At 66.7% G+C, this 18,672-nt stretch carries 18 protein-coding genes and 1 tRNA gene; 7 read left to right on the top strand and 12 right to left on the bottom strand.

Annotated elements, in window-relative coordinates:
• Positions 1-108: 108 nt before the first annotated feature.
• From RAN53_RS04695 to RAN53_RS04680, 4 genes are all read right to left on the bottom strand, one after another.
• Positions 109-855, bottom strand: a complete 747-nt coding sequence (locus RAN53_RS04695; RefSeq protein ID WP_305795650.1) for a phosphodiesterase — start codon at positions 853-855, stop codon at positions 109-111.
• Positions 856-859: 4 nt separating this feature from the next.
• Complete coding sequence (locus tag RAN53_RS04690; protein WP_305795649.1) at positions 860-1,309, bottom strand: DUF1249 domain-containing protein; 450 nt, start codon at positions 1,307-1,309, stop codon at positions 860-862.
• Position 1,310: 1 nt separating this feature from the next.
• The gene (locus tag RAN53_RS04685) at positions 1,311-1,952 is read right to left on the bottom strand and encodes an NUDIX domain-containing protein (RefSeq protein ID WP_305795648.1); all 642 of its coding nucleotides are present in this window, start codon (positions 1,950-1,952) and stop codon (positions 1,311-1,313) included.
• 71 nt (positions 1,953-2,023) lie between these two features.
• A complete protein-coding gene (locus tag RAN53_RS04680) occupies positions 2,024-2,671 on the bottom strand; it encodes a TRAP transporter TatT component family protein (RefSeq protein WP_305795647.1) in 648 nt (215 codons plus the stop codon).
• A gap of 177 nt (positions 2,672-2,848) precedes the next feature.
• Between RAN53_RS04680 and greB the strand changes: the two genes are divergently transcribed.
• From greB to RAN53_RS04665, 3 genes are read left to right on the top strand one after another with little or no spacing between them, the layout of a single operon-like run.
• Entirely contained in the window at positions 2,849-3,388 is a 540-nt protein-coding gene (gene greB, locus RAN53_RS04675) for a transcription elongation factor GreB (protein ID WP_305795646.1), read from the top strand.
• A gap of 10 nt (positions 3,389-3,398) precedes the next feature.
• Entirely contained in the window at positions 3,399-3,656 is a 258-nt protein-coding gene (locus tag RAN53_RS04670) for a DUF4160 domain-containing protein (protein WP_305795645.1), read from the top strand.
• Complete coding sequence (locus RAN53_RS04665) at positions 3,625-3,879, top strand: DUF2442 domain-containing protein (RefSeq protein ID WP_161431434.1); 255 nt, start codon at positions 3,625-3,627, stop codon at positions 3,877-3,879. Before RAN53_RS04670 ends, RAN53_RS04665 begins: the two co-directional genes overlap by 32 nt.
• On the opposite strand, the gene RAN53_RS04660 is transcribed toward RAN53_RS04665, so the two are convergent.
• Both RAN53_RS04660 and RAN53_RS04655 read right to left on the bottom strand, forming a co-directional pair.
• Positions 3,880-4,905, bottom strand: a complete 1,026-nt coding sequence (locus RAN53_RS04660) for a methyltransferase (protein WP_305795764.1) — start codon at positions 4,903-4,905, stop codon at positions 3,880-3,882.
• 14 nt (positions 4,906-4,919) lie between these two features.
• Positions 4,920-5,759: a methyltransferase domain-containing protein gene (locus RAN53_RS04655; RefSeq protein WP_305795644.1), complete on the bottom strand. Its 840-nt coding sequence runs from the start codon at positions 5,757-5,759 to the stop codon at positions 4,920-4,922.
• 127 nt (positions 5,760-5,886) lie between these two features.
• Here RAN53_RS04655 and RAN53_RS04650 point away from each other — a divergent pair, with 127 nt between their 5' ends.
• Entirely contained in the window at positions 5,887-7,824 is a 1,938-nt protein-coding gene (locus tag RAN53_RS04650; protein ID WP_305795643.1) for an FUSC family protein, read from the top strand.
• On the opposite strand, the gene RAN53_RS04645 is transcribed toward RAN53_RS04650, so the two are convergent.
• The gene (locus tag RAN53_RS04645; protein WP_305795642.1) at positions 7,821-9,866 is read right to left on the bottom strand and encodes a TonB-dependent receptor domain-containing protein; all 2,046 of its coding nucleotides are present in this window, start codon (positions 9,864-9,866) and stop codon (positions 7,821-7,823) included. The two genes, RAN53_RS04650 and RAN53_RS04645, sit on opposite strands and share 4 nt — an antisense overlap.
• 188 nt (positions 9,867-10,054) lie before the next feature.
• Here RAN53_RS04645 and RAN53_RS04640 point away from each other — a divergent pair.
• The 3 genes from RAN53_RS04640 to RAN53_RS04630 all read left to right on the top strand — a co-directional run bounded on the left by RAN53_RS04640 (position 10,055) and on the right by RAN53_RS04630 (position 13,212).
• Positions 10,055-10,131 (top strand) — tRNA-Arg (locus tag RAN53_RS04640).
• A 344-nt stretch (positions 10,132-10,475) separates the two neighbouring features.
• Positions 10,476-11,630: a DcaP family trimeric outer membrane transporter gene (locus tag RAN53_RS04635; protein ID WP_305795641.1), complete on the top strand. Its 1,155-nt coding sequence runs from the start codon at positions 10,476-10,478 to the stop codon at positions 11,628-11,630.
• Between the two features lie 388 nt (positions 11,631-12,018).
• Positions 12,019-13,212, top strand: a complete 1,194-nt coding sequence (locus RAN53_RS04630; protein ID WP_305795640.1) for a hypothetical protein — start codon at positions 12,019-12,021, stop codon at positions 13,210-13,212.
• Positions 13,213-13,394: 182 nt separating this feature from the next.
• On the opposite strand, the gene RAN53_RS04625 is transcribed toward RAN53_RS04630, so the two are convergent.
• The 5 genes from RAN53_RS04625 to RAN53_RS04605 form a co-directional block, all read right to left on the bottom strand.
• Positions 13,395-14,453 (bottom strand): hypothetical protein, encoded by a 1,059-nt coding sequence (locus RAN53_RS04625; protein WP_305795639.1) that lies wholly within the window; start codon positions 14,451-14,453, stop codon positions 13,395-13,397.
• A gap of 105 nt (positions 14,454-14,558) precedes the next feature.
• Positions 14,559-15,707 (bottom strand): porin, encoded by a 1,149-nt coding sequence (locus RAN53_RS04620; protein WP_305795638.1) that lies wholly within the window; start codon positions 15,705-15,707, stop codon positions 14,559-14,561.
• Positions 15,708-16,105: 398 nt separating this feature from the next.
• A complete protein-coding gene (locus tag RAN53_RS04615; protein WP_305795637.1) occupies positions 16,106-17,212 on the bottom strand; it encodes a ProQ/FINO family protein in 1,107 nt (368 codons plus the stop codon).
• Between the two features lie 103 nt (positions 17,213-17,315).
• Positions 17,316-17,858, bottom strand: a complete 543-nt coding sequence (locus RAN53_RS04610; protein WP_305795636.1) for a dihydrofolate reductase — start codon at positions 17,856-17,858, stop codon at positions 17,316-17,318.
• Entirely contained in the window at positions 17,855-18,628 is a 774-nt protein-coding gene (locus RAN53_RS04605) for a thymidylate synthase (RefSeq protein WP_305795763.1), read from the bottom strand. The genes RAN53_RS04610 and RAN53_RS04605 overlap by 4 nt, the downstream gene beginning before the upstream one ends.
• Positions 18,629-18,672 lie beyond the last annotated feature (44 nt).

Below are 18,672 nucleotides of genomic sequence, written 5' to 3'. Positions count from 1 at the left end.
GGCTACCTCGCATGACGTGGCAAAAATGACGTGGAACATGTCGATGCCACACAGGGTAACGCCGGGCCATTAATAACCCAAAAGAATTAATATCTATCTTTTTATAACTTATTTGTGGATATCGACCCGTTCTACCCGGGTGGCAAGGCGCGCGCCGTCCAGGTCGACGACGCGATAGCCGGGGCGAGCGACCGGGTCGACGGCAAAGCTCGCGCTGCCCGGCAGGAAGGGGTCGATGGTGGAGGGGCAGCCGTAGACCATGACCTCACCCTCTTCCCCCGCGCGGCGCCCGACGAAGGCCTGGTGGATATGCCCGCAGAGGATCGCCCGCACCCCGGCGAAGGGTGCCAGGGTCTGCCAGAACGCCTCGGCATGCCGTAGCCCGATGGCATCCAGCCAGGCGGAGCCCACCGCCAGGGGCGGGTGGTGCATGGCGATCAGCACCGGCCCCGCCGGGTCGTCGGCGAGGCGCCGGGCCAGCGCCTCCAGGGCCGCCTCGCCGAGTTCGCCATGGGGCTCGCCGGGCAGGTGGGTATCGAGCAGCAGGAGGCGCCAGGTGCCCAGGGTCAGCTCCGCGGGCAGCGGCCGGGTCGCGGCCATGGGCTCGATCACGTCGTGATTGCCGGGCAGCCACTCCCAGGGGGCCTCGAGGGCGTCCAGGGTGCGCCTGGCCAGGGCGTAGGAGGCGGGCGTGTCGTCGTTGCTGATGTCCCCGGTGACCAGCACCAGGTCCGGCCGCTGATGGTTGACGGCGGACACCACCGCCTCCAGCTGACGCAGCGGAACACCCCGCCTGCCGCGGGCCTCGGGGTCGGCGTGGAGGTGGCAGTCGCTGATCTGGATCAGGCGCGGCATGGCGTCACGGCAGCTCCGGCAGGTCCAGGGAGTGGCCGTGAGCCAGGCCGTGCTCCAGCCACTCGCCGAGGAAGCGGTTGAGCTGCAGCTTCTCGTCGGGCTGGTGCATCTGGGCGTTGGGATAGCGGTAGCGGCCGTGGAAGTGACGCTGGCGCTGGAAATCGGTGACCTCGGCCATGCGCACGTCATGGTAGAGGTGCACCCGCATGCGCGGCGTCTCGAGATAGCCGTCGAGGATGCCACGCTGGGAGACGCGGATGATGCTGGTATAGGGCGCGCGCTCCTGCAGCTTCAGACACAGCTCGCCCACCCGGCGGCCATGGCTCACCAGCTCCACCTCGCGGGTCTCGCCAGGTTCGACCTCCCCCATCAGGCGCACGAGCCGCAGGTAGTTGGCACTGCACTCGCCCTGCAGGCCCTTGAGGTCGGTCACATAGGCGTTTCTGTTCGGCACGCTACCTCCTCGCTCGCAATGAGGCCCGCTCGCCCGCCAGCCAGTGGAAGGCGATCAGACACATGGCATTGTCGAGTCGTCCAGATTGCAGGAGTTCCCAGGCCCGCGCAAACGCCAGCACATGCACGCGGATATCCTCGTGCTCCTCGTCCAGGCCGTGCACCCCGCCGAGGCCGCGGCTGTCGACCAGGCCACAGAACAGCGTGACCCGCTCGTCGCAGGCACCGGGGCTGGGATAGTAGGTGTGCAGCGAAATCAGCTCGCCCACCGCGCAGCCGGCCTCCTCCAGGGACTCACGGCGGGCCACCTCGGCGGCGCTCTCGCCACGCTCCACCAGCCCCGCCACCACCTCGAGCTTCCAGGGCGAAGCCGGGTCGTCCAGGGCCCCGGGGCGGAACTGCTCCACCAGCACCACGGCGTCGCGCTCGGGGTCGTAGAGCAGCACCCCCACGGCGTCGTGACGATGGTGAACCTCGCGCACCATGGGCTCGCTCCAGCCGCCCTCGAACAGTCGATGGCGCAGGTGCAGTTCCTCGAGGCGGAAGAACCCCTGGTGCAGGCAGCGCCGCTCCAGCAGCTCCACGTCCGCGGCGGTGAAGGGCGCCGCCGCGGACGGGTCGGGCACCTCTGGCGTGTCACTCATGGCGGTCTCCGCTGGCGCAAAGACGCCCATTATCGTGACCCGAGGGGGCGATGCCAACCGCCGGCCTGGGGTCAGAGCCGGGCGAGCATCTCGCGTGCCTGCTCGCGTAGCGCCTCGTCGGAGGCCGTGCGACCGGGGCGCGCCTGGCCCTCCGCCGCGCGGCGCGCATGCTCGCGGGCATCGTTCAGGCGTCCCTCCTCCTCGAGGAAGGCGGCGTAGTAGACGTTAACATCGATGCCGTCGGGGCGGATCGACAGCGCCTGCTGGAACATTTGCTCGGCGGTCTCGCTGTCGCCGAAGCCCATCAGGCCGCCCGGCACGCGATCATAGAGCGCCCCCAGGGTGACGTAGGCGGAGCCGTTGTGGCCCCGGGGGTCGAGCTCGACGGCCCGCTCAAGGGCGTCCCGAGCGCTCTTGGCGCTGGAGAGAGCCCCCAGGCCGCTGCGCTCGCGGGCCCATGACGCCTCGATGATGCCCTGCCACACCAGCGGCACCGCCGCCTCGGGGTGTTCCGCCACCAGCCGCTCGGCCTGGCCGGCGAGGGCCTTGAGGCCATCGCCGCGCTCGCCCTCGGGCTGCTCGGTGATCAGGCGCTCCCAGTGGTTCTTCATGCCCTCCACCCGGGACTCCCAGGCATGGGCGGCGGCCAGCGGCAGGGCGGCGAGGCCCAGGCTCAGACTCAAGCCCATGGCGGTGTTCAGCAGACGACGTCGTAACATCTCGATCTCCTTCGGGGTGTTGGTATTGTGGCCCCGACCCGAAATGTAACGAACGTTTGAATGATTGGCCAGCTACCACGCCTCCCGGCCACAACTTGGCCACCCCGGGCGCATGGCGTATGGTCCCGCCAGACCCCCAGACGCAAGAGTTCGAGGACAAGCTGTGCGAGGAAGAGCATGAAAGGCCGCAATATGACCCGCTGGCGCGATCCGGCCAAGGACCCGCGTCAGGAACCCAAGAGCCACCTGATCACCGCCGAGGGCGCCGAGCGTCTGCGCGGCATCCTCGACCATCTCTCGCGGATCAAGCGCCCGGCCCTCTCCGCCAAGGTAGGCGAGGCGGCGGCCCTGGGCGACCGCTCCGAGAATGCCGATTACACTTACAACAAGAAGGAGCTCAACCGGGTCATCGCCAGGATTCGCTACCTGACCAAGCGCCTCGACGAGCTGACGGTGGTGGATCGGCTGCCGGCGGATACCGGCAGGGTATACTTCGGCGCCTTCGTTACCCTGGAGGACGAGGAAGGCGAGGAGATGAAGATCCGCATCGTCGGCCACGACGAGATCGCCCCGGACAAGCGCTGGATCAGCGTCGATTCGCCGCTGGCCAAGGCGCTGCTCGGCAAGCCCCTGGACGAGGAGGTGACGGTGGCCGCCCCCGGTGGCGAGACCACCTACGTGATCACCGAGATTGCCTACCGCGATCCTCAGGCATAGGAGCCATGCCATGCCGGTCGTCTTCCGCTACAAGGGGATAAGGTTCTTCTTCTATTCCAACGAGGGGAATCCGCTGGAGCCGATACATATCCATGCGGAGAGTGGCGATGGCGAAGCCAAGATCTGGCTGGAACCCCGGGTCGCTATCGCCAGCAGCGCTGGCTACAATCGAAAGCAGCTCTCACAGCTCATGCAACTGGTCGAAGAGCACCGTAGTGAAATCGAGAGGGCATGGAATGAGCATTTCCGCCAAGACCGTCAGCTTTGATGACTACACCATGTGGGTCGAACTCAACGACGGCCGGACGCTGGGCATTCCGCTGGCCTGGTTCCCGCGCCTGCTGCATGCCAGCCCTGCCGAACGCGACGCATGTCGTATCAGCTATTCGGGCAAGGGCCTGCATTGGGATGATCTCGATGAGGATATCTCCGTTGAAGGCCTGCTCGCCGGACGCGGTGACATCACGCAACATCACGACCACGTCGCCTGATCAGCGCCTGATCGCCCGGTAGACCCGGAAGCGACGGTCGTCGGCGAGGATCTCGAAGCCACCGAAGGCCCGCTCGAGCAGGTCGGGATAGGGCAGGAAGGCGTTGGCGACGATGACAAGCTGGCCGCCGGGCCGCAGGTGCGCCGGGGCATCAAGGATCAGCCGCGCCGCGGGGCCATAGTCGATGGCCCGCTCCTGATGGAATGGCGGATTGCTGACGATGGCATCGAAGATCCGCCCATCCAGCGCCGAGTAGACATCGCTCTCGGCCACCTCCCCCGTCAGGCCATTGGCCGCCAGGCTGCGCCGGGTCGCCTCCACCGCGAAGGCGTTGACGTCCACCGCGGTCACCCTTGCCCCCTGGCGCGCCAGCCAGGCGGCGAGGATGCCGTCGCCGCAGCCCAGATCGAGAACATCGCCCGCAAGACCGATGGGCGCCCTCCCCTCTCCCGACAGGGTCTCGATCAGCAGCCGGGTTCCGTCATCCAGCTTGCCATGGCCGAACACCCCGGGGTGGCTGGCCAGGGTCAGGCGCTCGCTGTCCAGCTCCACATCGAAGGTGGTCCAGGCGGCATCGGGGTCGATGCCCACACGCCCAAGGCGGGTCTCGAACAGCGAGCAGCGCCGCGCACTATCGAGCTTGCGGCAGCCCAGCCCGAGGGCGGCCAGCACCTTGAGCACCCGCTTGATGCCGCCCTGGTTCTCGCCCACCAGCTGCAGCGGGGTGCCCTCGGGCAGCGTGGCGCACAGCCACAGCAGCCACCACTCGCCCAGGGCATGGCTCTTGGGCCAGAACAGCACCACCCCGGCCGGCGTACCCACATCACCTGCGGATCCCGCCGCAAAGGGCGAGAGTGCCGAGCGCCCGGCGGCCTGCCACGCCTCGCGCACCGCCAGGTCGGCACTGATCGCCCTGCCCTGTCCCGTCTCGAGCCAGGCATCCCGGGGCGGCGCCACCCACCACCAGCCGCGATAGTCGGCGGCCTGGCGCTCCAGCAGCTGGCAGACAGGATTCTCGGCACGCACCGTCTCGGCACTCATCACAGGGACTCCTCGGTGGAAGAAGACGATGCGCCGGGGCGCACCAGGGTATAGAGCAGGTAGCGGCCCAGTCGCCAGTGGGGCTCGGCCCGGCAGTAGCGCCGCTCCAGCGCCAGCAGCGCCTGGCGGTCGGCATCGCTCTCCGGCGGGTGGCGCAGGTAGTCGTGGAAGACCCGCACGCCCGCCACGCCGCGCACTTCAAGACCCAGCTCGTCGCTCCAGGCCATGAGCTGGGCGTGGGTCAGCGGCGAGATCGGCGTCAGCCGCCGGCGCAACCCCTTGCCCTCAAGGCGGTCTGCCAGGGCCTTCTCCAGATTGCCCTTGACCACATTGGAGAAGCGCAGGGCATCACGGTTGAAGACCATCAGCGAGAGCTGCCCACCCGGGGCCAGCAGGCCCGCCAGGGTGGCCAGCGCTCCCCGCGGGTCGCCCAGCCACTCCAGCACCGCATGGCAGGCGATCAGCGACCAGGGCCCGGCAGCGCGTTCGGGCAGCGCCTGCAGCGGCGCCTGCAGGAAGGTGACCTCGCGCCCCGCTGATGTTTCCAGGAGCGCCTCGCGGGCCCGCCTCAGCATCTCGGCGGAGGGCTCGGCCAGGGTCACCGCATGGCCGCGCTCGGAAAACCAAGCCGCCAGCTGGCCGAGGCCGCCCCCTACGTCGAGCAGCGGCTGGCCGTCGAGTTCGAGCATCTCCGGCAGCAGCTGGTCGAGCAGCGCCAGGCGCAGCTCACCCCGGACGCCGCCGTAGAGGCTGGCGGCAAACTTGTCGGCCAGGCCATCGAAGTGGCGATCGCCATGGACGGAGAGCGGAGACGAAGGGGGGGACGGGGGCGCGGTCATCGAGCTACCTTGAACGGGGATGGCGGCATTCTACCCGCAAGCGGCGCCGAGCTCATGCCCGCGACGCCGGCTTCACCAAACAGGGCCGCGTGATAAAATAGTCGGCTAATAGTTACGAGGACCGTCCATGCCTCTCTCACGCTGGCTCTCCGGCCAGGGCTTCGATCTCGAGCGGCTGCGCTTCTCCCTGCGCACGGCCCTGGCCGCCTGCCTGGCCCTGAGCGTGGCCTGGGCGATCGGCCTGGAGCACCCCCAGTGGTCGGCGATGACCGTATGGGCCGCCTCCCAGCCGGTGCGTGAGTTGCTGGTCGAGAAGAGCTTCTACCGTGCCCTGGGCACCCTGGTGGGCACCGCGGTGGGCCTGCTTCTGCTGCTCGCCACCGGCGACAGCCTGCTCTGGCTGGTGATCGGCCTGGCCCTGTGGGTCGGCCTGTGCGCCGGCATCGGCAACGCCCTGCATAGCATGATCGCCTATGCCACCCTGCTGTCGGGCTACTCCGCCTCCATGGTCGCCCTGCTCGGCACCGCCTCCGGCATGAACATCCTGGCGCTGGGGGCCGACCGCCTGCTGACCGTGTTGGTCGGGGTGATCATGGCGCTGGTGGTGGGACTCGCGCTCACGCCCCGCGCCTCGCGCAGCGAGCTCGAGGAGCGCGGCCGGCGCAGCACCGCCCGGGTCCTTCACCTGCTGGCCCAACGGCTGGGCCCGCAACCACGCAGCACCCGCCTGTCCCCCAACGAGCTGCTCTCCGATATCGCCATCCTCGAGGCCGAACTGGAGCCCAGCGCCGCCGGTTCGCGGCGTGCACGCCATTCGGCGCGCTCCCAGCGGGCGATCCTCGCCGCCCTGACCGCCGCGCTGCTGTGGATCCGGCGTCGCGAGCACGGCCCCCGCCAGGAGGCCGTCCGCGAGGCCGTGGCGGAGGCGGCACTCGCCATGGATAACGCCGAGCCCCTGCCCGCGGTGGCGAACCATCTGGCCCGCGCCCGCCAGCTGGCCGAAGCGGGGGATCCGGCCCTGGGCGAGGTCCTCGGGCGGCTGGCCACCACCCTGACCCAGCGCCAGCAGTTTCGCGATACCGGCCGCACCGACCGCGACGCGAGTCGCCGCCAGGTGACCCGCCACCGTGACTGGATCCACGCCCGCCATGCGATGCTGCGAACCACCGGCGTGCTGCTGGTGATCGGCCTGGCCTGGGTGGCCACCGGCTGGTCCGCCGGGGCCTACGTGATGCTGGGCACCTCGGTGATGGTGACCCTGTTCTCCACCTTCGAGAACCCCGCCTGGATCATGCGCCGCATCCTGGCCTGGCAGGCGGTGGGTGCGCTGTTGGCGCTGGCCCTGCGCTGGCTGGCCTGGCCCCTGGCCAGCGCCGAATGGCAGCTGGTCGCCATGATGCTGCCGCTGATCCTGGTGACGGTGGTGCCCTTCTCCCATCGGCGCACCCAGAACGGCTCCATGGACTATGTGATGATCCTGCTGCTGCTCTCCCAGCCGAGCCTGCCGCTCACCGGCTCCTTCGGCCACTCCCTGGCCCTGGCCCTGGCCGTGGTGGCCGGCCCGCTGTTGGCGCTGATCGCCTTCCGCCTGATCTTTCCCACCAATGCCCGGCGTCGCCAACGCCACCTCGAGGCGATGATGCTCCACGAGCTGGAGACCCTCGCCTCCCGCGGCGATAGCCAGCGCGAAGCGCTATGGCAGGCGCGCCTCTACCATCGGGTGATGCGCCTGGTGCACTGGGCCCACCTGCAGGGCGAAGCGACCCACCGCGTGGTCGACGCCAGCCTCGCCGCCCTGACCCTGGGCGAGACCCTCGAGGCGCTGCGTCACTATAGTCAGGGTCAGGGCCAGAACCAGGCCGACCCGGGCACCCGGCGCCGCCTGGCGGCCAGCCTGCGTCGCGTCACCCGGCTGCGCCAGGACCCGCTGGAAGCCGCCGCGGCCCTGGAGCGACTGGCGCGCACCCTGGCGCGCCGCCAGCAGGTCGAGTTGGCCCGCCAGGCCAGGCACTCGGCCACGCTGCTGCGCGAGAACCGCGTCTTCTTCCAGGGCGATGCCCCCTAGAAGGCGTAGTCCACGGCCAGCCAGACACTGCGCCCCGGCTCGTTCAGCGGCAGCTCCGCGCTCTCCGGATCGCTGCCGAGGAAGGGGTCGCTGCTGGAGCGATTACGGTTCAGGAAGTCGCTGTAGGTCTTGTCCAGCAGGTTGCTGACGCCGGTGCGCAGGGTCAGTGCCTGCCACTGCCAGGCGGCCTCGGCATCCAGCACCACATAGCCGGCGGTGGCGACCTCATCCGGGCCAAGGCGGTCCTGGTCGTCGGAGAAGCGCGCGGTCAGGCCCGCCTCCCAGGCATCGGCCACATAGAACTGGGAGAGCCGGCCACGCAGCGGGGCGATATCCGACAGCGCGCCGCCGTCATCGAGGTTGTCGCCGCGCACCCAGCTCAGCTGGCCGCGAGTCTCCCAGTGACGGGCCCACCGCAGGTCGCCGGAGAGCTCCAGGCCGTAGAGGGTAGCGTCGATATTGCGATAGGTGCTGACCCCATCGGCATTCGCTGACCGGAAGATGTAGTCGTCGACGCGGTCGGCGAAGGCCACCACCTCGAAGCCGGCCATATCCAGGCGGCGCTCGAAGCCCAGATCCAACTGGTGGTGCACCTCAGGATCCAGTTCTGGATTGCCGACCCAATCGTTCTTGGCGGAGTAGCGCTCGGTGGCATCGGCATCGCGTTCGGCGCGGCTGAGGCTGGCGAAGACGCTGTCGGACTCGTTGAGGCGCTGCTCGCCACGCAGGAAGGCCCCCACCAGCCAGTCATCATGGTCCAGATCGCCTTCGACGCCGTAGACCTTGTTGTAGAAGGTGGCTGCCGGCAACCCGCCATTCATCGGGTTCTCGGATGGATCGTTGGCCCCATCGGCGCTGGCCTCGGAGTAATCCACCCGCAGGCCGCCGCTGACCACGGTGCGCTCGCCCAGGTAGTGATCCAGCTCGGCGAAGGCGCCGGCCTGGCGGGTAGTCACATCCGGCCAGGAGTTGAACATCAGCTTGTCGGTGGAATCGTTGATGATCTCGGCGTCACGCTCGTTGTGCAGCACATTGATCCCGTAGCGCAGGTCGCTGTCGGCCAGCTGCTGCGTGAACATGCTCTTCCAGGTGAAGGTGTCGGACTCAGTGGGCGAGCGCATCTTCATCGGCATTCCCATCTTTACGGGCGCGGCACGCAGCGAGGTGTTGTCCATCACATGGTCGATGGTGGTGACCTGCAGCCGATTCTCCATGCTCAGGGTATCGGAGAAGGCATGGTCGAGGCGCAGGCGCACGGTGTCGTTGTCGCTCTCGGGGGAGTCCATGCCGGCGCCGGCAAACTTGACGTCGCGCTCGCGCACCGCCTCGTAGCCCAGGGCCAGCTCGGTGTTCTCGCTGGGCGTCAGGCCCAGGGTGATGCCGCCGCTGGTGGTCTCGAAGCCGCTGTGGATGCGCTGCCCGTCGCCATCCTCGTAGTCGCTGGCGTTCTGGTGCTCGCCGAACACCTGCAGGTAGCCCTGCCGGTTGCCGGCCTCCAGGTTGGCATACAAGTCGACACGCTCACCGTTATCGTCGTAGCTGGCGCCCACGCTGCCCTGCTGCCCGACCGCATCGCCCTCGAACTCGGGCGCACTGCGCTCGAACAGTACGGTACCGCCACTGCCCCCGGCACCATGCTGCAGGGTGGTCACGCCCTTGCTGACCGTCACGCGATCGATGCTCTGCAGCGGCGCATAGGCGGTGGGCGGGTCCATGCGGTTGGGACAGCCACCGAACACATAGCCACCGTCGATCAGGACATTCAGGGCGTTGCCCTGCTGGCCGCGGATCACCGGGTCGAGGCCATGGCCACCCATGCGAATGCCTTCGACGCCATTCAGGCGCCGCAGCCATTCACCGGCATCGGCCGCCGGTGCGGGTGAGGATTTGGGCGATAGCGACAGCTCCCCAGGCACCTGCCGGGTGCCTTCCACCACGATGGTGGTGAGGGTATCGGTGCCCTGTGCCTGGGCAAGCGAGCCCCAGGCCGCGGCGGCAACAAGGGCCGCCAGCGGCAGGCGGCGTGGCAATTTGCTAGTCATGGATCCCGTGCTCATCTTCTTTTAGGTGTGCGTTTATAAGCGCCGGGAATATTAAGTTCATGTTATCTGGTGCGGTATGGGGCAGGTTGCCGCAGCAGCCGAAGCAATAGGCAAACCGCATGCAGGCCGCTGTCGCCGGCACCACGGTTCCCCTCGGCGACGCATTTCCCTATAATGCGCCGCGTGTTGCCCCCTTAGCTCAGCTGGATAGAGCGTCCCCCTCCTAAGGGGAAGGTCTCAGGTTCGAATCCTGAAGGGGGCGCCACCTTCTTCGTTTTCCGATTTTTTCGCCTCCTCTCCGTCACCTCCGATCGTCGGTCCTTTCCCCCGGAACCGTCACTCTCCCCATGAACGTAACCGCTCCCGAGCCGGCAGAAACCCGCGGCGGAATGCCCGTGCGAAGCCGACAGGTGCGCTCCCATTTCGTCAGGAAGTTCCTACTACTTTGGTCGCCTTGGGCATTCAGGGCGTTGTTATCAACGCAACGTCTCGTTACTTTCACCCTGACGTTTACGTCAGCCGCACTGCCGATCCGTGAGTTCGGCATGCATCGCAGGACCCACATAATAACGCCGCCCTTGCGCGGCCAGACGATTCAAGGAACAGCAAGTGACCCAATACAACAAGTTCAAGCAGGCATCGATCTTTACCGCCTCCGCCCTGGCACTGGCGGTGGCCAGCGCCTCCCACGCCGTGGATTTCGAGGTCGGCGACACCAAGGCCAGCGTCTACGGCTACGCCAAGCTGGATATCATCTACGATGTGGATGCGGATCTCGGTAACTCCATCGGCCATAGCAACATCAAGCTGGACGACGAGCCCAGCCAGGACGGCCACTTCAATATGCACGCCTACCAGAGCCGTATCGGCTTCCAGACCACTACTCCGGTCTCCGGTAGCGACCTGGTCACTCGCATCGAGGGTGACTTCTACGGCAGCGGCGGCGGTTCCTTCCGTCTGCGTCACGCCTACGGCTCCTGGGGCGGCATCCTGGCCGGCCAGACCTGGACCAACTTCTACGGCTTCGTGGCCGGCACCCCGACCATCGACTTCACCGGTCCTCCCGGGGTCGGCAACCAGGCGCGTCAGCCGCAGCTGCGCTATACCGCCGGCAACTTCTCGGCATCCATCGAGGATCCGGATACCCTGGGTGGCTCAGAGACCACTGCAAATGGTGTGGTTCAAACATCCGCAGACACTGCCAAGAGCGAGCTGCCGGACGTGACAGCGCGCTATACCGATACCTCCGGTCCCTTCAAGTACTCGGCCTCCGCGGTGCTGCGCCAGTTGGAGTTTGATGCCGAAGAGGATCCCAATGCCACCGTCAATGACGACTCAGCCTTTGGCTGGGGTATCGCCTTGGAAGCGGCTATGGCGGTCAACGAGGCCGTGACCCTGCGCGCCGGCGTGACCCACGGCGACGGCCTGGGGGGCTACATGAACGTCAGCCCGCAGACCTCTCCTGCCTATGTGGCCGACAACGGTGATCTCGAGACCCTGGAGAGCACCGGCGGCACCATCGGCGCCAGCATCAAGGCCGGCCCGGGCGCCATCAACGCCTCCTATAACGTCGCCACAGTCGACCTCGACGATGAAGGAATCGATGGCACCGATACCCATGAAACCGCCTACCTGAACTATATCTGGTCACCGGCCGAGCGTGTCAGCTACGGCATCGAGACCAGCTGGGCCAGCCGCGAGACCAAGGATGATCGCGACGGCGATGCCGTTCGCATCCAGGGCATGGTGATGTACAGCTTCTAACAAGCTGACCGATGGCGGGACTCGCCCCGCCATGCTGGCAATAGCATCCGTCAGTACAAGCAGAACGCTTCGATCCTTCCGCCCCGGCCACTGGCCGGGGCTTTTTGCGTCAAGCCGGCGACTTCCCACCGCAAGGATGACCCCGGGCAGGGCGTTAATCCTTTCTTAATCGACTGTTTCAGCAGGATTATCTACCCAGCTTGCAAGAATCCTATGATCCTTCTTCTACTTGACTCATATCAAGCTTTTCCTTCGACTCGACTGTGGGCCCGGCACGCCGGGGTGGTTAGCATGACAACCATCGGCGGCAAGCGGAATCATCAAGGGAACCCGCAGGCGTCGCCGAGCCGTTTCCGCCCACTGGGCGTCCCGCAAGAAGGAAAAGCCAATGACTGCCCCCATCCGCCTCAAGCACGCCACGCTGCTCGCCGGCAGCACCCTGGCGCTGGCCATCGCCTCGGCCTCCCACGCCGTCGACTTCGAGCTCGGCGACACCCAGGCTAGCGTCTACGGCTACGCCAAGCTGGACATGATCTACGACGTCGACAACGAGCTCGGCGACCTGGCCGCCCGTCCGCGTATCCTGATCGACGGTCAGGAAGGCAGCGACGGTCATACCACCATGCACGCCTACCAGAGTCGCCTGGGCTTCAAGACCGCCACTCCCATGGGCGGCAGCAACCTGACCACCATGGTCGAGGTGGACTGGTTCGACAACGCCCCGGAAGGCGGCGATCTGCGCCTGCGTCACGCCTTCGGCAGCTGGAACGGCATCACGGCGGGCAAGACCTGGACCAACTTCGGCAGTCTGCTGGGCAAGACCCCGACCATCGACCTCGCACCCCAGCCGGGCCAGAGCAAGGTGGGGCGCAAGGCGCAGCTGCGCTACTCCTGGAACAACTGGCATATCGCCCTGGAGAATCCGGATCCGGAAGACTACAAGGATGGCGTAGCGGTCAACTGGTTAAACCCGAAAGGAGTCGAGCACCCACGGGGCGTTTATAGCGAACACGAGTCAGGCAAGACCGGCCTGCCCGATCTGACCCTGCGCTACCAGAACCAGGCCGCCGGCCTGCACTACTCCGCCGCCGCCATGGCCCGCCAACTGGAGGTCGAGGAGGTCAACGGCGTCGATGACAGCGCCACCGGCTATGGCCTCAACCTGGCGGCCCGCTACCCGGCCAGCGACACCCTGACCCTGCGCGGCGCGCTGACCTGGGGCGACGGCATCGGCGAATATATGCAGAACAACCCCTCGGCGCCGGCCTACCTGGAGGGCGACAGCGTCGAGACCATCGAGGCCTGGGGTGCCAACGTGGGCATGAGCCTGGCCGTCGGCCACGGCGCCATCAACCTGGGCTACGGTATCGCCCAGGCGGACCTGGACGATGCCCGCGACGCTGGCATCGCCGGGGTGGAAGGCGCCAACGAGCAGTTCGAGGCGGTGCACCTGAACTACATCTGGTCACCCATCCAGCGCGTCAGTTATGGCATCGAGGCCGCCTACCATACCCGCGAGGTGGTCGACGGCCGCGACGGCGACGCGGTACGCCTGCAGGGCATGGTCAAGTACAGCTTCTAAGCCTGCCGATGACGGCCGAACGGGCCTTCCGACGAAGTTCTGAGGGTGGAATTCAATCGCCGATCAATCGAGCTTTCACGCGTGGGAGCATACGTTAGAAAGCAAAAGCCCCGGCCAATCTGGCCGGGGCTTTTGCGTGCAACCGCTCGGGAAACAAGGATGAGCGGCAGCTTAGGTCGGCCTCAGCGGCGATCCAGCTGCCGCACCTCGAGCTCATAGTTGTTGACGCCACTCATCGCCGAGCCGAACTTCTGGCCGTTGACGCGGATGGTGTAACGCCCCGGCTTCAGCTCGGTGCGCAGGTCGACGTCGCCGTCGAAGCCTTCGCCGGCATCGCTTGCCACCACGCCCCCGCGCTCGTCCACCACCTCGGCCTCGATGCGGTAGGTGCCCTCGTTGCCGGGGAAGGTGGAAGTGGTGATGGCCACGGTACCCGCCTCCAGCACCTCGAAGCTCAGCACCTCGCCGCGGGCGCGGATCTTGACGTCGGTGACGACCCGCTCGAAGCCCTTGGCAGGCTGGGGCTCGGGTGCCGCGGTGGCGCCAGTCGCCGCCGTCGCCGCCTGGCTGTCGGCCGAGGCGGCTGCCGGCATGGTGGGCGCCGAAGGCTCGGCTGCCGCTGTCTGGGCATCCGCCCGGGCCGGCTGCGACGCCTCTGCGGACTCGCTGGCCGCAGGCGCGGCGATGGCGGCCACCACATCCGGGCGGCGCACGAAGGCGCTACGACCGCCCTCGCGGCTGGTACCGGTAAAGACGATACCCTCGCCGGCTGAGACACCCTGCTCGACATCCACGCCGGAGACACTCAACGAGAAGCTGTTGCCGCCGCGGCGCACCGTGCCGAACTTGTTGGCCTGCACCTGCAGCACATAGTCGCCGGGCTCAAGTGTTTGCTGGAAACTCAGGCCGCCGTTCTGGCCCAGCCCCTCACTGCGAGCCAGCACGTTGCCCTGCTTATCGAGCAGCAGCGCCTCGATGCGATACGCCTCGGACTCCCCGATCGGCACCCGGCTCGCGAAGCGGTAGGTGCCGCTCTCCTTGACGGTGAAGTCGTGCTCCTGGACGCCGCCGTAGAGGAAGCTGCGGCTGCGGGCGTCGTTATCGGCCTGCAGAAAGCCGGTCAGGTCGAGCTGCTTGCCCGACTCGCGGAAACGATCCTGCATCTCGCTGGCCAGCGCCGGGGAGCCGGCCAGGGCGAGCCCCAGGGTCAGCAGGCCGGCGATCACGATAGGCTTGTTCATGGAACCTCGCTGATCAGGTGGATAAATAAAAAAAGCCGACCCCTGAGGATCGGCTTTCGATGTCGAAACCCATCGGGGCAGGGTCAGGCCCTGCGACCGAGCGGTTTAGAACATGTAGACCGCGCCAACGGCAACGCCGTCGTCTTCGTCCTGCTCACGGTCGTACCAGGCACCTTCGATAAAGGTGTACATGGCATCGGAGATGTTGTAAGTGGCGCCGATCACGACTTCGTTGTAGCTCTCGTCTTCACGCTCGGTGGGCCAGTCACCGCTGGTGAAGGCATCGTCGGCGGTATCGAGGAAGTTGTCACCGCCTACATCGACATACTGGTAGGCGCCGTAGATGTCGCCCATGCCATAGCCGTAGCGGGCACCCAGACCGTAGTAGTTGGTGTCGGCGAGCAGGTCGTTATCGGACTCGAAACGCTCCAGCTTCAGGGCCACTCGCAGAGTGGCCATAGCGTACTGGGCGGTGATACCGTACTGCTCGCCAGCGTCGAAGTCACCACCGATGGCGATGTCATTGCTGTCAACGCCGGTATAGCTACCGTCGTTGTTGTCAAGGTTGTCGTAGACAGCCGCGATGGAGAAGGCGCCAGCGGTGTACTTCAGACCACCGAAGAAGGAAGCGTTGCTGCCACTATCCTGAGTGACAGTTGCGCTGCCACCGGTAGAGGGTTCAATGCTTTCGCTACCAACTCCCTCGGCATCACCTTCGTACTGAGTGCCCACGGCAAACTGGAAACCATTCAGCGCCGGAGACATATAGCTCAGCTTGTCGCCTTCACGAGTGTTTTCGATGCCCACGATACGACCATTGGAGTCGGAGACGTCGAAGTACTCGTTGTTGGTAATCGGATCCTGGATCCAGTCGTCGATCAGCGGATCCCAGGAACCCAGGCGCACATCACCGAAAGTGCCCTTCAGGCCCATATAAGCCTGGTCACCACTGTTCAGGCCACCGTTATTCTTGGCTTCGTCTGCGTCGCCTTCAAACTCATACTTGAAGTAGCCGGCCAGACCTTCGTTGATCATGTGCTCGCCGGAGACACCCAAGGTGGAGCCGTTATCGAAGACTTCGCCTTCAGAGTCGACAGAGCCATCGGCTTGAGCGGTCTCGATTGACTTGTAGGCAATCTGCAGGTTGCCGTACAGGTCCAGCTTGGTGCCGTCCTGGTTGTAGACGGTGGCAGCCTGGGCGCCGGAGGCGACCATGGCGGTGGCAATAGCAGTCGCTAACAGTGTCTTTTTCATGATGACGTTCCTTTGACTAGCAGTCTGTTTCGATCGTTTGTTGCCGTCCGCTCTATGGCGGTTCGGCGGCTTTGCCGGTCTGCGCCGGTTCGTAGCGGCTGGCCTCCTCGCGGAGGGCGCCGATGCGAGCCAGCTTCGGCGAAGCCTTGTTATAGTCCAATGCTCGCAAGAGGAACCTTATACCGGGTTCTGGGGGAACGCAAGAAGAAAAAACACTGTTTCCCTACGCGATGCACCTCCCCCACGGAACTTTCCCTTGCGCTTGCAAACACTCGCCTCACGGCGGTTGCTGCATCATGCCTTGCCGATATGACGAACACAAGTCAACGCCTACCAACGCCGTTCGATAACGACATGGCGAGCGATGGGCGTTGGAAAATGGCTTGCCTGGCGGGGAGTTAGCGGCCGTTATGCTTGGCCAGCAGGGCCGAGAGTTTCTCTTCCATGGTGGCGGGCGCCGGCTCGCCACGCTCGGGGGCAGGCTTAGGGGCCGGCCCGGCACTGCCGCCCGGCCCTCTGGACGACGGCTTGCCCTTGGCGCCCTGCTTCGGCTTGCCGTTAGCTGATGCTTGCGCCGCGGCCGATGTCCCGGCCGGCTTGCCGCGCCCCTTGTTGTTCTGGCGCCCTTGGGCCTTGCGGCCTTGAGTGTTGCGCTTCTCGCCCTGCAGGCGGTCGAGCTTGCGGTGGGCGTGATCGGCCGACTGGGGATCCACCTTGCCGGCGGGCTGGCCGTCGAGGTCGATGCGTTCGGCGTCCACGCGCACCGCCTTGAGGTAGCGCGGCAGGTTGACGTAGCAGGCCAGCGCGCGGCGCACCAGCTTCTCGGGCCAGGGTTCGCGGCTGGCCAGCACCTCGTGGATGCCGACCATCAGCGGGCGGGTATGGCCCTTGAAGAAGGCGGCGGGATAGCGCGCATACCAGTCGTCGAGCAGGGCCTGGGGAGAGGGGGCCTCGCCGATGGCCAGGGAATCCTGGCGAGCGTCCTGCGGCTCCTGGGGAAGTTCTGACTCTCCAGAGGCTTGATCATTGGATAAGCGCTCGGTGGTGTCCGATGGCGCCGCCGGTTCGGCCGCGGCGGGCGACACGGCCTCCTCGTGGCGACTCTCTGCGGGCGGGTCTGCGGGAACAGCATCGGGCGCCGCGGGCCGCCGCCCGATCAGCGCGGAGAGCCCCTGGGAGCGACGCCCGGGGCGGAAGCCGCCCTCGGGGGGCTCGCCGCCGGCCAAGCGCTCGTGGAGGTGGCGGTTATGGGCCTCGAGCTCGCGGTTCTGCTCGTCGAGTTCGCGGCACTCTTCAGCCAGCTCGTGGCGCGCTTCGGTGAGCTCCAGGCGGGTGGCCTCGGCCTCGGCCAGGCGGCGCTCCAGTTCGGCGAGGCGCTGGGCCAGCTCGCCCTGCACGGCCTCGGCGTGACGGCGCGCCTCGCGCTCGTGGGCCAGGCGCTCCAGCAGCGATCGGGCACGCCCATCCAGGGCGTCCAGCAGCGAGTGTAGGCGTTGCTCGGCCAAACCGGTCTCCTCCCGCAGGCTCTGTGATACAGGCGTTACCATCAAGTCTGTGCCAGATGCGCGCCCATGACAAATGTCGTCGGCCGCCGACAGCCGCGCGGCGCTACCCTTCGTGACGACGATACTCGACAAAGTCGTAGGCGGGCTGTCCCTCGGCGGGGCTGCCCGGCACGCGCTGGACCTCCTCCCACTCGGCGGAATCGATCTCGGGGAAGCGGGCATCGCCCTCCACCTCGACATCCACCTCGGTGAGGTAGAGGCGGCTGGCATGGGGCAGGGCCTGGGCGTAGATCTCGCCGCCGCCCATCACCATGATCTCCTCCACGCCATCGATGATGGCCTGCTGGTCGGCTAGGACCAGGGCGGATGGCAGGTCATGGCAGACGCGCACGCCGTCGTGGGCAAACTCGCTGTCGCGGGTGACCACGATATTGAGCCGCCCGGGCAGCGGCCGGCCGATGGACTGGAAGGTCTTGCGCCCCATCACCAGAGGCTTGGCCTGGGTCATGCGCTTGAAGAATTTGAGGTCTTCGGGCAGGTACCAGGGAAGCTGGTTGTCGACGCCGATCACGCGGTTCTTCGCCATGGCGGCGATCATGGCGACGGGGATGAGGGTGTCCTGGGACACGGGGTCAGGCTGGCTCATACCGCCACCTCGGCCTTGATATGCGGATGGGGATCATAGCCTTCGATGGCGATATGCTCGATGCCGAAGGCGAACAGGTCGCTGACGCTCGGGTCGAGCACCAACCTGGGCGCCGGGCGCGGCGTGCGTGCCAGCTGCTCCTCGGCCTGCTCCAGGTGGTTCAGGTAGAGGTGGGCGTCGCCCAGGGTGTGGATGAACTCGCCGGGCTCGAGGCCCGCCACCTGGGCGACCATCTGGGTCAGCAGGGCGTAGCTGGCGATATTGAAGGGCACGCCCAGGAAGATATCGGCGCTGCGCTGGTAGAGCTGGCAGGAGAGCCTGCCATTGGCCACATAGAACTGGAACAGGCAGTGGCACGGCGGCAGCTGCATCTCGTCGACCAGGGCGGGATTCCAGGCGGAGACGATCAGCCGCCGCGACCGGGGATTCACGCGCAGCTGCTCGAGCAGCTGCGCGATCTGATCGACGTGGCCGCCGCGAGGGTCGGGCCAGCTGCGCCATTGATAGCCGTAGATGGGGCCAAGGTCGCCGTTGTCGTCGGCCCACTCGTCCCAGATCCGCACGCCATTTTCCTTGAGGTAGGCGATATTGGTGTCGCCGGCCAGGAACCACAGCAGCTCGTGGAAGATCGAGCGGGTATGCAGCTTCTTGGTGGTCAGCAGCGGGAAGCCGCGGGCCAGGTCGAAGCGCATCTGGTGGCCGAAGATCGAGCGCGTGCCTACCCCGGTGCGATCATCGCGCTCGACCCCTTGGTCGAGCACCTGGCGCATCAGGTCGAGGTAGGGCTGTTCCAGGGCGGGCAGGGTTTCGTCGG

This window comes from Halomonas sp. SSL-5, assembly GCF_030708455.1.
In the GTDB taxonomy this organism is placed as follows: domain Bacteria; phylum Pseudomonadota; class Gammaproteobacteria; order Pseudomonadales; family Halomonadaceae; genus Halomonas.
The sequence above is the reverse complement of the archived record's forward strand: the minus strand, read 5'-3'. Positions and strand labels throughout refer to the sequence as shown.

Coding starts and splice junctions, on each gene's coding strand:
- RAN53_RS04695 (WP_305795650.1), bottom strand. CDS start 855: ATGCCGCGCCTGATCCAGATCAGCGACTGCCACCTCCACGCCGACCCC.
- RAN53_RS04685 (WP_305795648.1), bottom strand. CDS start 1,952: ATGAGTGACACGCCAGAGGTGCCCGACCCGTCCGCGGCGGCGCCCTTC.
- RAN53_RS04680 (WP_305795647.1), bottom strand. CDS start 2,671: ATGTTACGACGTCGTCTGCTGAACACCGCCATGGGCTTGAGTCTGAGC.
- greB (WP_305795646.1), top strand. CDS start 2,849: ATGAAAGGCCGCAATATGACCCGCTGGCGCGATCCGGCCAAGGACCCG.
- RAN53_RS04670 (WP_305795645.1), top strand. CDS start 3,399: ATGCCGGTCGTCTTCCGCTACAAGGGGATAAGGTTCTTCTTCTATTCC.
- RAN53_RS04665 (WP_161431434.1), top strand. CDS start 3,625: ATGAGCATTTCCGCCAAGACCGTCAGCTTTGATGACTACACCATGTGG.
- RAN53_RS04655 (WP_305795644.1), bottom strand. CDS start 5,759: ATGACCGCGCCCCCGTCCCCCCCTTCGTCTCCGCTCTCCGTCCATGGC.
- RAN53_RS04650 (WP_305795643.1), top strand. CDS start 5,887: ATGCCTCTCTCACGCTGGCTCTCCGGCCAGGGCTTCGATCTCGAGCGG.
- RAN53_RS04645 (WP_305795642.1), bottom strand. CDS start 9,866: ATGACTAGCAAATTGCCACGCCGCCTGCCGCTGGCGGCCCTTGTTGCC.
- RAN53_RS04630 (WP_305795640.1), top strand. CDS start 12,019: ATGACTGCCCCCATCCGCCTCAAGCACGCCACGCTGCTCGCCGGCAGC.
- RAN53_RS04625 (WP_305795639.1), bottom strand. CDS start 14,453: ATGAACAAGCCTATCGTGATCGCCGGCCTGCTGACCCTGGGGCTCGCC.
- RAN53_RS04620 (WP_305795638.1), bottom strand. CDS start 15,707: ATGAAAAAGACACTGTTAGCGACTGCTATTGCCACCGCCATGGTCGCC.
- RAN53_RS04610 (WP_305795636.1), bottom strand. CDS start 17,858: ATGAGCCAGCCTGACCCCGTGTCCCAGGACACCCTCATCCCCGTCGCC.
- RAN53_RS04605 (WP_305795763.1), bottom strand. CDS start 18,628: ATGCGCCAGGTGCTCGACCAAGGGGTCGAGCGCGATGATCGCACCGGG.